Source organism: Flavobacterium sp. I-STPP5a, assembly GCF_009764685.1.
In the GTDB taxonomy this organism is placed as follows: Bacteria; Bacteroidota; Bacteroidia; order Flavobacteriales; family Flavobacteriaceae; genus Flavobacterium.
The window spans coordinates 97,377-109,233 of the sequence record NZ_VHLM01000077.1 but is presented as its reverse complement, the minus strand read 5'-3'; the positions used below and the strand labels follow the sequence as shown (position 1 = coordinate 109,233).

General features: G+C 33.4%; 8 protein-coding genes. 4 read left to right on the top strand and 4 right to left on the bottom strand.

Annotation, left to right across the window (positions count from 1 at the left end; genetic code table 11):
* Positions 1-82 precede the first annotated feature (82 nt).
* From FJV36_RS14560 to FJV36_RS14550, 3 genes are read left to right on the top strand one after another with little or no spacing between them, the layout of a single operon-like run.
* Complete coding sequence (locus FJV36_RS14560; protein ID WP_158728417.1) at positions 83-3,175, top strand: hypothetical protein; 3,093 nt, start codon at positions 83-85, stop codon at positions 3,173-3,175.
* Positions 3,175-4,404, top strand: coding sequence for a hypothetical protein (locus tag FJV36_RS14555; protein ID WP_158728416.1), 1,230 nt, complete (start codon positions 3,175-3,177; stop codon positions 4,402-4,404). Before FJV36_RS14560 ends, FJV36_RS14555 begins: the two co-directional genes overlap by 1 nt.
* Positions 4,388-5,941 carry a cellulase family glycosylhydrolase gene (locus tag FJV36_RS14550; RefSeq protein WP_158728415.1) on the top strand — a complete coding sequence of 518 codons (1,554 nt, stop codon included), beginning with the start codon at positions 4,388-4,390 and terminating at the stop codon, positions 5,939-5,941. Before FJV36_RS14555 ends, FJV36_RS14550 begins: the two co-directional genes overlap by 17 nt.
* Here the strand turns inward: FJV36_RS14550 and FJV36_RS14545 are convergent.
* From FJV36_RS14545 to FJV36_RS14535, 3 genes are read right to left on the bottom strand one after another with little or no spacing between them, the layout of a single operon-like run.
* The gene (locus FJV36_RS14545) at positions 5,938-7,116 is read right to left on the bottom strand and encodes a glycosyltransferase (protein WP_158728414.1); all 1,179 of its coding nucleotides are present in this window, start codon (positions 7,114-7,116) and stop codon (positions 5,938-5,940) included. The two genes, FJV36_RS14550 and FJV36_RS14545, sit on opposite strands and share 4 nt — an antisense overlap.
* Before the next feature lie 38 nt (positions 7,117-7,154).
* Positions 7,155-8,414: an oligosaccharide flippase family protein gene (locus tag FJV36_RS14540; RefSeq protein WP_158728413.1), complete on the bottom strand. Its 1,260-nt coding sequence runs from the start codon at positions 8,412-8,414 to the stop codon at positions 7,155-7,157.
* Between the two features lie 24 nt (positions 8,415-8,438).
* Positions 8,439-8,729 (bottom strand): STAS domain-containing protein, encoded by a 291-nt coding sequence (locus FJV36_RS14535; protein ID WP_158728412.1) that lies wholly within the window; start codon positions 8,727-8,729, stop codon positions 8,439-8,441.
* A gap of 153 nt (positions 8,730-8,882) precedes the next feature.
* Here FJV36_RS14535 and FJV36_RS14530 point away from each other — a divergent pair, with 153 nt between their 5' ends.
* Entirely contained in the window at positions 8,883-10,943 is a 2,061-nt protein-coding gene (locus FJV36_RS14530) for a tetratricopeptide repeat protein (protein ID WP_158728411.1), read from the top strand.
* Between the two features lie 468 nt (positions 10,944-11,411).
* On the opposite strand, the gene FJV36_RS14525 is transcribed toward FJV36_RS14530, so the two are convergent.
* Entirely contained in the window at positions 11,412-11,759 is a 348-nt protein-coding gene (locus FJV36_RS14525) for a hypothetical protein (protein WP_158728410.1), read from the bottom strand.
* Between the last annotated feature and the right edge of the window lie 98 nt (positions 11,760-11,857).

Sequence of the window (11,857 nt, the reverse complement as noted above, 5' to 3'; positions counted from 1 at the left end):
TAAAATCTTTGTTAATGACTGCCATCTAACGTTAAATTAACAGTTTTATTAATACATTTACAAAAACATCAATACAAACTGGATGTCTACCGAAAAATCAAATAAATATTTAATTGTTGCCCTTCTTATAGGAGTGGTTTTTCATGGTAGTGCCATATTTTTCACGCTAGAAAGTACGTATGATGCTTTAATTCATATGTTTTTTGCTAATCATTATGCTACAAGTTGGTTTGAACCCTGGAACTACAGTTGGTACACCGGTTTTACAGTAATGGGGTATCCGCCACTTGTGCATCAGGCAATAGGATTATTATCGCTACTAGGTGGTTTAAAATTTGGTTTATTTACCGTGGCCATTATTGGTATTCTTTTGTTTATAACAGGAGTTTACCGCTATACCCTATTGATTACTGCCGATAGAACGGTAGCTGGTTATGCTGCTTTAGTAGCCGTTTTCTCGTCATCGTTTGTAGAAACCTTGCATATTTTTGGGCAATTACCTAGCATCGTGGGTGTGTCAATATTAATGCACTGTATGCCCGAAATCTATCTTTGGATAAAAACTGGAAAAATCAAGAACCTTCTTAGTGCCTTTTCATTGCTTGCAGTAACCATTTGTTCCCATCATGTAACCCCTATTTTTGGAATGGTTTTCTTTATTTTCCCTTTGATAGGTACTGTTGTTATGGATGTATCTCGGGAAAAGGTAAACTCCTACAAGGAAATACGATTCAAATTATTTGTACAAACCTTGTTCAAACTTTTAAAAAGGATTATCTTTTTTGGAGCTGGTTCACTAGTGCTTATTGTCTTTTGTATTTTTCCGTATTGGGTAAATTCTAAGGCAAACCCTATCACGCAAGTACCCATACCTCATGGCAGCCGTGATAATTTTCTAGAAGTAACCTCATCTGGGTTAATGTTTTTTGTCATACCCTGGGGAATCTTATTTTTTATTTTACCCTATGTATTTTATCGTTATTTCAGCAAAAGATACATTTGTTTTGGATTGTCAATCACTTTGCTCACCATTCTAGGAACTGGAGGTACAACGCCCATACCGCTTAAGGTTTTAGGAGAAAATGCGTTTAACATTCTTACGCTTGACCGTTTTACCCTTTGGGCTTCTATTATGAGTTTACCCATGTCTGGAGAGTTTGTATACCGCTTAATTGAAGGCGATTTAAAAACAGCTATTCAAAATAAATTTGGGAATATTTACCATCGAATTCTTGGTGCAGCCTTTGCGGGTTCTTTTTTGTTTTTTGCCAGTTTTACAATTACTCTAGGTTATTTTAGACCTTTTCAACCCCAAAAAATAAATACACTCCCGCTAGTCAACTTTTTAAATCAAGATCAGCACGATCAATGGCGGTATTTACCTCTGGGTTTTGGGGACCAAATGGCAACTTTATCCTCACAAACCAATGCCAAAACGGTTGATGGAAATTACCATTCCGCCCGAAGATTACCCGAGCTTACCTCACGAGCTATTGAGCGACTTGAGAATTCAAAGTTTAGAGGTATGGAAGGAATTGGTTCTTTGCAACAATTTTTAACCGTACCCGAAAAATACAATTTAAAATATGTGTTTTCTAATGATAAATTTTATGATCCCATACTTTACTTTTGTGGATGGCACCGCCTATCCCAGTTAGAAAACGGCATTATGGTTTGGGAAAGACTTAATATTGCTCCTTTGCCAAAAGTACTTCCTAAAGATGAGGTTCCAGTTTATCTTAAACTAATGTGGGGTATTATCCCAATACTTACCATTCTCATAGCCTTTGTTGTGAATGTGCAAAGTATATTTTTTAAAGCCTTAAAAGTTAAAGACGAACCAAAACCAGACTTTTTTAAGTTTAACGTTTCCTATACCCAGTTTCCCCTAAAACTCATTGGTGTTTTACACCTTTGGGTTCTCGTGTTGTTCATCATTATGGCTTTTGGCGGATATAAAACTTACATTGCCAATGCTACCCAAATAAGCCCTGAAAATGTAGTTAAGAGCTACTATGATGCTCTCGATTTTAAGTTTTATGAAAAAGCACATTCTTTTATTGACCCAAAAAGTAAACTCTCGATATCACAATTCATGCTGGAAACATCTGTTGCTGATGGAATATTAAATTCATATGCAAAACTAGATGCCATAGAAATTAAAATTATTAAAAAAGCAAATCAGAGAACAACGCTAGTGGCAAAAACAAAATGGATTACACCCTTAGAAATTATCAATAAGGATTACTACCACGAAACTATCAAACGCAACGGAAAATGGTTTATACTTCCTCAAAAAATGCCATTAGACATTCCACCTGATCAATTTTTATCTAGCAATTTAACAGAGTATTACAAGCAAGGACGACGAAAAATTACGACCCAACAAACCTATCATGAGGATGTATTAAAGCAACCAGAGCTTGAAATCCTATCGGCCAAATTAATTCATTATAACAATGAATACATGATTGTAGGGGAATTACAAAACCTTGACAACAGTCCTGCAGATGTTATTGTAAAGTCTACTTTGTATAATAAATACGATAAAGAATTGGCAACATTCAATGCCAAAGACGCTATTAAACATAAAATTTTACCCAAAGAGACAACTAGTTTTAAGGTAAACTTTGAAGAGATTTCTTGGCTGAAAAAAGAGGCTAACAAGCCTACAACGTTCAACCCTAATGAATATACCCCTAAAAATATTGCCGAAACACCTTCTAACTTTGACATTCAATCAGCAGGAAATGTTGCCATAACAGATTTTTATATACAAGTAGCTCTTTCTGACCTAGTGGTAGAAAACAACCATCTTAAGGGTACACTTTTTAATTATGGGATTCAAGAAGTAACCGTTCCAGAATTGATTGTGTCTTATTACACAAAAGAAAAAGAACTTTTATACGTTGATCATTATTTTGTTAGAGAAGGTATTCGGGTGCAACGCAAGCAATATTTTGATTATAAACTCCTTGACTTGACTAACTGTAAAATTATTTTATCATCATTAGAAAATTGCTTTGTAAATGGTTTACCCAATAAAGATCTGGCACAAACTATTGTTCCCAATAGAAACAAGGTAATGGAAAAGGAACTTTTACAAAAAGTAAACGGAAAAGGTTTTAGTTATGTTAAAATTGAATTGAACAACTATATTGGTAATCCTAAATAATGAAAAAAATAGCAGTCATTCTCCTTTGTATCTGTTGCCTAGTCGTTTTTGCAGTTGTAAAAACAACTAGCACTGCAGCCACAATTACATTGGATACATCCCAAAAAAAGTTTACTGCGGGAACCCCAATACAGCTCCAGTTTTCTTCACTTAGAGCGGTTAAAAACGCTGATTTATTTTTGATTCATTCCTACGGAAAAACAATCGTTAAAGGGAAAGTTGACAAGAATAAATTGCGGTTTAGTATTCCCGAATTGTATGCCAAAAAAACAGGAACCGTTTCTTGGTATCTTATCCAAGATAGAAAGAATATTGCGGCTGGACAATTTGAAATTATACCTAATGATGCCACGCCCACTTTGATTGAAAATTATTTGGGTCCAACTACCATTCTCACAGGGCAAGACCATTACACAATGATGGTTGCAATCCCCACGGACAGTTATGACAACCCAAAAAAAGACAACACCACTGTGTTTATAAAAGATCAATTCCTAGATGACATTAATGTTACCACTAAGAAAACGGCTGATTTTATAGCATGGAAAAACATTTACTCCAGAACAATCTCGGGGAAAATGCTCATTTCAACACAATGCAATACGGCATTATCAAAGGAATTCGAAACCGAAATTACGCCATCAATAGCCACAAACTTTACTATTGATTATGCTAGGAACCATCAATTTGCAGATGGAAACCAAATTACCAAACTAAAAACTTCGGTGATTAAAGATCAATTTGGCAATTTAGTAGGAGACGGAACCTTAGTTACATTTCAAGTCACAACAAAAAATAATAATTTCTTGAAAACATTTGCAGCCACAATAAATGGTGTGGCTATTGCACAGTTATTGCATCCAGATCATCAAGAAATTTATACGGTAAAAGCCTATGTTACGGGCATGGCCGAGAGCAAACCCATTCAAATTGCGTATCAAGCATTGATAAAAGATTTTCCTTATCAGTTTCTTGAAAAAAATCGAAAAATTGTGGTAGGACCATTAACCAGTTTCATGAACCAAATAGTTCCTGATGGAATAAAAGTGGAGCTAAAAATATTTCATAAAAATAAATTAATAGAAACAAAAATTGTTGAAAGTGCCAAAGGATTAGCTACATTTATACTATTACCTCCTTTTTACAAACAATCCGCTTATCAATTTGAAATTACCACTCTTGGCGTAACCAAGAAAACTGAATCCATACCGTATGAAAATTATCAATAACCGAAATATTTACAAAACGGCCTTTATATTATCGTTTATCGTGATTAGTATTTTTACGCTATTTGGTATGGCAAAAATTCTGGATTACTTGAATACGGGTGCTGATAGAAGCGCCATGTTACACCTTGAAACAAAAAGCGAGGATGTCTACTTACCCAAAGTAACTTGGACCAAACTTGAAAATCCAGCGCGTGAAATGGAGAAAAACACATTAGGAAAAATTGAACGGGATTACCTCTTTTCTTGGCACATAAAAAACAAAGCTTTGCAAAATAATACTCCAAAAGGCATTGACGATTATTATACCATGAACACGCGTGATAATCTATACAAAGTCATTCAACACAATAAAGCACAAGAAATTACAATAGAAAACACCACACTAAAACATTTTCCTGAATTAGAATTTTACAGCGAAGACGGGCAGCTAGTTGTTTTTACAGATAAAAACGTAATTGAGTTTCAAAAAATCTATCTCAATAAAAAGTTACTCACCACGGTACAAGACACCGCAACATACAAAGTAATGATGCTGCTTGAGGATGGCTACTGGCGCGTGCGTCATTTTCAAAAAATGGAACCCTCTCCATTTGCTAAAGACTCCATACAACCAGAACCCGAGTACAGTATTCAAGAGGATAAAATCCTTAAAAACAAAAAACAATTTGTTATCAAAGGCATTAATTACTACCCAAAAAATTCAGCTTGGGATACCTTTGGGGAACAATTTCACAAGGATACTATTGCAAAGGATTTTGACATCATCAAAAAATCAAATTTAAACTCTATACGGGTTTTTATTCAATACGATGATTTTGGGAAAGCCAATATAAATCCTGAAAAGATGGTTAAACTTAAAACCCTTTTAGATTTGGCTGCAGCCAAAAATCTTGGGGTTATGGTAACCTTATTTGATTTTTACAGCGATTACTCACTAGACAGCTGGACCTTAACACACAGGCATGCAGAGCAAATAGTATCAACATTTAAAGACCATAAAGCAATCATAGCTTGGGATTTAAAAAACGAGCCTAATTTAGATTTTGAAAACAGAGGTAAAGAAAATGTTTTGCAATGGCTTGACCACATGGTAACGGTAATTAGAGAAAATGACCCAAACCACTTAATTACAATTGGCTGGTCAAACTCTGTGGCGGCTTCACAACTGGCTGATAAAATAGATTTTGTTTCGTATCACTTTTACAATGACATGCAACACTTAGAGTATGAAACCAATACTTTAATAAAAACTTTAAAAAAACCGGTTGTAATTCAAGAATTTGGAGTTCCTTCTTACGGCGGGATCTGGAATTTATGGGAAAGTAGTTTAGAAAATCAAGCCCAATACCACCAAAAAATGCAAGCGTATTTCAAGAAAAACAATTATTCCTTTATGTCCTGGACATTGTATGATTTTCCAAAAGTACCGGATCAAGTAGCTGGAAAATGGCCTTGGCAAAAAAACAGGCAAAAACAATTTGGGTTTATTGATGTTAAAGGCAAAAACAAACCCGCTTATAAATACATTTCGAATTAAAATTTAGATTTTATAATTTTTTGGAATGTTTTCAAATACATGTCTGTAATTGTTACCATAGATAAAGCGCTTGCTGCTTTAAAGTTCTGCATAGCAATTGATTTTCGATTTGCATCATCATTAATTATTTTCTCTATTGCAGTTGCAAGTGATTCTGCACTCTCAGGATTAAAAAACTCTCCTTTATACCCTTCTTCTTCTACTAGTAATGCTAAATCTCCCAGATCTGGCATGACTACGGCTTTGCCATAACTCCCTGCTTGATGCAACACCCCAGAACTCCCTGTGGTAGAAGTGTACGGAAAAGCAACAACCGTACTGTCTCCAAAAATTACGGGCACATCTTTCTCCTCAACATATCCTGTAAATCGGATGCCTGGCGTATCTTTGTATTTTTTTTGAACACTCGCTAAATAGCCAGGCGTATTAGGACTATCAGTACCTGCAACAACTACTTCTATGGCTTCTGAACTACGTTTTCTGATGATTATAGCTGCTTCTATCAAAATTTCGACTTTTTTATAGGTTCCAAATTTCCCAAAAGCCATAATTTGTTTGGGTCCTGAAACTAAGTCAAACGAGGGTTCGTCAATGGTATCAAAAGTTCCATGTGGTACTACAATAACATTATTTACTTTGTATTTCTTTACCAGTACCTCTACATATTTGTTGATAGTTACTGCCACGACATCAGACTTTAATATAAATTTGGTCAATGAAGTGCCTACAAAATTATAGAAACGTTGCGCTAGTTTATTATCTGTAAAACCAGCACTCTCCAGATCAACTTGCTCTAGGATGTTGTGTAGCAAGGAAACTGTTGGGATAGAATTCAATCGTAAAACCGAAGGAATCATGAGTCCTAAAGCTGCAGGAACCTTTTTATCGCCAAATTTCATAAATTGCAAATTAATCAAAACAGCATCTGGTTTTTCAGCACGTATGGCATCCATGATAGAAATAATATTGGTGTAACTATTAAATGACCAGCATTCCCTCACCTTAACTTTATCACTGTTTTCAAAGTCCAGTTGCTTAGCATCTTGAGTTTTATCACACAGTAAAATCACCTCTGAGATTTCATTTTTTTGTGCAAAATTTTTAACTAAATGATATCCATATTCATTCAAGGTTACTTTGCTGGGTGGAAAAGCTGTAATTATGGCTAGTTTCATGTGCTTTAAATTTGGTTTAATAATTAGGCATTGGTTATTTACTGTAATGAAATACGATTTTTATAAAAGAAATATAACAATTGGAAAAAAAGCAAGGTTACCATGGCAATAATTTGCATGTGAACCACTTGTTCCAGAGAGTTATGGTAAAAAATAATTAAAACAATTTGTGCAGAACCCAAAACAGCCGAGACTACTACAGGAATGTATTGATTTAAAGACAAATAGTAATAGGCAAAAATATTTGCAACAGCAAAAAGAGAGGTCGCAAGAGCATATTTCCATAATAAATAAGAAATAGAAACATACGCTTTACCAAACATAATACGAACTACAAAATCTGGAAATAAAGCAGTAAACAAAACAATACAGGAAGATAAAAACACAATGTAGCTCACATATTTAAGTAAAATAGGAAGTGTATCCTGATGGTCTTTTTTCATTTGGATCACTTTGGGCAACAAAAGCATAACAAACATCCAAGCCACAAAATACACTACACGCCCAATCAGTGCTAGCGAAGCATACAAACCCGCATCAGTATTACTAAAATAATGTTTGACTAATATAATATCACTATTATTTATAATAATTTGTGTAAACTCATAAAAAGCGGTCAACGCAAAAAATATCACAATAGATTTGTGATTAATAGTAGCGTTGCTATTAGCCTCAATTTTACTAAAAATTGTTTTTTGAAATGGAACTAATCCAGCAATAAAAGACAGTAAAATACCTATAGCAACTACAACAGAACTAGGAATTGAAGGAAGGATAAATAAGACCGGAATTGTAAATAGTAACCTACTTCCCATTTCGGCTTGGTAAGTTGTTGCCAGTTTTGAAAGATAGTTTTGACCTTGATACAAACCTCTATTCACACTCATGACAAAATACAAGGGAACACCTATCCCAAAAATATAAAACATAGAGGCGGTTTGGGTATGAAAAAGTGTTTGAAGTTCCTTGTGAAAAACCACAATGCCTAAACCAAGAATAATTCCAAGTATAACAGCATATTTCAAAATAAATTTAAGAAATAACAACAACTGATTCTCCTGAAAAAGAACAGCATATTTTGCAGCTACTATTTGAAACGTCATCCCTATAAAAGACAGTATGAGTAATAAGGTGATTAATATGGCCGCATCAGAAAATGCTTCGGGACCTAAAAGCCTACCCAAAATTAAATTGTACAAATAATTACCTCCGTTTACCAATAATATGGTCAACATAAAAAGCTGCTCAGGACCTAATCTTCTTGGTATCTTTGAGGCAATACTTACAAGTAATTTCATTTAGTACACATTTTTAATTCAATATTATAGTAATACATCTGTAGAGCCTAGTGCATCAAAACATGCTGAAATACATTTATTTTTTCTACCGATGATGAAAAAAGATTTATCGTTTTTTTGAGCTTTGTCATATATAGCTAAAACATTTTTGGTAGTATACGCATCCATAGCTTCTACTTTTTCAAATGAAACTACAATACCATTTGAAGTAGAGAGCAAACTATTTAAATGATTTTCTAAATATACACTGTTTTCTGAACTCAACAATCCCTTAATTTCATAAACCCCAGAATTATACGTAATATGTATTGCCATCGTATTTAAATTTAAAGTGTAATTAATTTCTTTACCAAATATCGCACATTATCAAAAACAAGCATTAATACTTAGATGAATAACCTAAAAGTGTAGACGAAATATTACGATTTAATACTTAACTTGCAATAACGAATCTTACACCTTACAACTATGAATTTACTACAAAAAATTGCGCTTGTATTTATTAGTCTACTTAGTTTTACACTACAAGCACAAGACATGAATGTGGGATTTAGCCATCTAGAAAAAGGAGAGTTTGCAAAAGCAGAACTTTTTTTTAAAGATATCCTTAAATACTATCCAAAAAATAAAACAGCCCGACTATGCTATGCAAGAGCCATTGGTTTAAACAATCAAGCTCCAGAAGCACTTGAAAACTTCATTCAATTAAAGAGTGAATATCCTGGAGATTTAGAAATAGAATTAAATTACGCCGAATCTTTACTTTGGAACAAAAAATTTGATGAAGCTAAAGTATTTTATAGCGAACTTGTTCAAAAAAACCCAACCAATTTTGTGGCGCATCTTGGCTTTGCCAATACCTTATCCAATTTAAAAGAATATCAAAACGCACTAGCAAACGTAAACAAAGCCTTAGAATTGTCAGCTGCAAACCCAGGTGCTTTGGTTTCCAGAAAATATATTAAATTAGGGTATGGTTACCAATATGTGAATGAAAAAAAATACGCAGAAGCCGAGGCGTTTTATGATGAAATCCTAGTTGATTTTCCATTAGATAAAGAAACTCTGATGAATAAGGCTAATATGTACCTCATCACAAAAGATATTGCCAAAGGTAATGCAGTGTACCAATTACTATCAAAAGAACATCCCGTACTGGCATTAAATGGGCTTTCACTTCTAGCACACATTGACAATAAAGAAAAAGAGGCTTTAAAACTAGCTACTGAATCCTTATCCTTATCGCAAAACATAATTGATGAAAGTTTAAAAAAACAAACTCAAGAGCGATATGCCCAAGCGTTGATTTGGAATAAAAAATACAAAGAAGTTAAAGTTTATATTGAAGCATTACAACAAAAATACCCCAATGAAAACTGGGTTTTGTCACTTGCCGCAACGCTGGATATTTACAAAAGTAATTTCCCAGATAGCATCACTTATTATAAAAACATTTTAGAAAACGACACAAAATCATTTGATGGTAACTTAGGGATTGCCAATGCTTACAAAGCATCTGGTGAGACAAGTATGGCATATCAGGCAGCCTTAACAACCTTATCTATTTTTAACAATCAAGGAGATGCACTTCAATTTATAAAAAAAATAAAAGAGGATTTCACTCCTTTTATCGAAGAAAAATTAAGCTACTCTTTTGATAACGGTAATAATACAGCTATAGCCACAAGAACAGCTGTTACTATACCTTTGTCTACAAAATGGACCGTAAATGCAACCTATCAATACCGCAAAACTGAAAATACAGTTACATTGAAAAATGCAAAAAGTAATGATTATTTGATTGGAGCAACTTATCAATTTCATCCTAAAATAAGTTACTCCTTTGAGGCTGGGGTGAATACTGCAAGTTCATTAACTTCTAATTACAACCAACTTTTATTGCATACTTATTTTAAGTTGAAACCTATGAAACTTCAAGATCTTGAAGTGGGTTACAAGCGCGAAATGCAAAACTTTAATACTGATCTTATTGACAAGCAAATTGCTACTAATAATTACTATTTAAATTATAATTTGAGTACCAACTTTAATTTTGGTTGGTTTACTCAATATTTTTTCACTTCGCAAACAGATAACAATAATCGAAATTTATTATTTACCTCTTTTTACTATAATTTCCTCTCTAAACCTGTACTGAAAGGGGGATTAAACTATCAATACATAGCTTTTAAAGATCGTGTTCCTACTGATTATTTTAGTCCAAAGAAATTTAATGCGGTAGAACTATTCTTAGAAGTATTAAAAGACGAAAAAATTATCGAGTCTAAATCCTGGTTTTACAACGCTAACTTGGCTACAGGATACCAGTTTATAGAAGACAATACAAAACAGTGGACCTATCGTGTTCAAGCCAAACTAGGTTACAAATTTTCGGATAGGCTGTTGAGTAATATCTATGTAACCCGAAGTAATATTGCATCTACCACGGCCTCAGGGTTTACTTTTAATGAATTTGGTTTACGAGTAAAATGGAATTTAACCCGTGATCCTTTGTTTACCCTCAAGTAATACCCACTTATAAATTTTATTTACAAAGAAAGACTGCCTACAAGCAGTCTTTCTTTGTTTTACTTAACCTCATTATAAATGTTAAAATTGATTTGAATTTGATGTAAAATACAACTTGAATCATAAAATCTTTCTTGAGTATCAAAGTTTCGTTTTTAGTATAAACAAAAAAGACTGCTCGTGGCAGCAGTCTTTTTTTACTAACTCAACAATGAAACTAAAAAATTAAACTTGCTTTTAAAAACTATTTATACTAACAAGGACTATTTTCACAATCCATTAAAACAGCATTTAAAAAATTTGATTTGGGGTCAAAAAGGGTTAACTTCTTGATTGCTTAACAAAGATACATTCAAACTAAAGATAGAAAGTAATGTTTTCGATAAGTGATTAATAACCTTAGGTAAACGGTTAAAGAGTGTAGCCAAATGAAATTTTGTAAGAATAACTTCGAGGACAAATTTATATTTAGTTTGCTAATTGTAGATCCTCATTATCTATACCAATTGCTTTTCGCACATCAGCAGTATTTGGGAGGTAAATCTTATCATTCGTTGTCTTAAGAAAAGGCTTTATTGTAGCTATACTTACAATAGTTATTGCCGCACTATTATTTCTCAATTTTAAGGCTTCATGCCTAGTTAATGGTCCTCCCCAGTCTAAATTGTAACAGTATCCTAACGCATTTTTCCTTACGAAAGTAATATTCGCATCGTTCATTACCGTCCATCTGTTGGATACTAAAAAATAACCGTATAACTCATTACTTGAAGAATCAAGAGTTAAAGTTGCTGCATTGGGTAAATTTACTTTCATACTTACTATTTTTAAAACAAGTCAAAAATAATAGTATTATAGACGAAATGCAAAAATAATCGACGAAATGCACTTTTTCTCCGTTATTGTGGTAAAAA

Bases quoted from the DNA above. Each gene is read 5' to 3' on its own strand.
- FJV36_RS14550 (WP_158728415.1), top strand. From the start codon at position 4,388: ATGAAAATTATCAATAACCGAAATATTTACAAAACGGCCTTTATATTA.
- FJV36_RS14540 (WP_158728413.1), bottom strand. From the start codon at position 8,414: ATGAAATTACTTGTAAGTATTGCCTCAAAGATACCAAGAAGATTAGGT.
- FJV36_RS14525 (WP_158728410.1), bottom strand. From the start codon at position 11,759: ATGAAAGTAAATTTACCCAATGCAGCAACTTTAACTCTTGATTCTTCA.
- FJV36_RS14555 (WP_158728416.1), top strand. From the start codon at position 3,175: ATGAAAAAAATAGCAGTCATTCTCCTTTGTATCTGTTGCCTAGTCGTT.
- FJV36_RS14530 (WP_158728411.1), top strand. From the start codon at position 8,883: ATGAATTTACTACAAAAAATTGCGCTTGTATTTATTAGTCTACTTAGT.
- FJV36_RS14560 (WP_158728417.1), top strand. From the start codon at position 83: ATGTCTACCGAAAAATCAAATAAATATTTAATTGTTGCCCTTCTTATA.
- FJV36_RS14545 (WP_158728414.1), bottom strand. From the start codon at position 7,116: ATGAAACTAGCCATAATTACAGCTTTTCCACCCAGCAAAGTAACCTTG.
- FJV36_RS14535 (WP_158728412.1), bottom strand. From the start codon at position 8,729: ATGGCAATACATATTACGTATAATTCTGGGGTTTATGAAATTAAGGGA.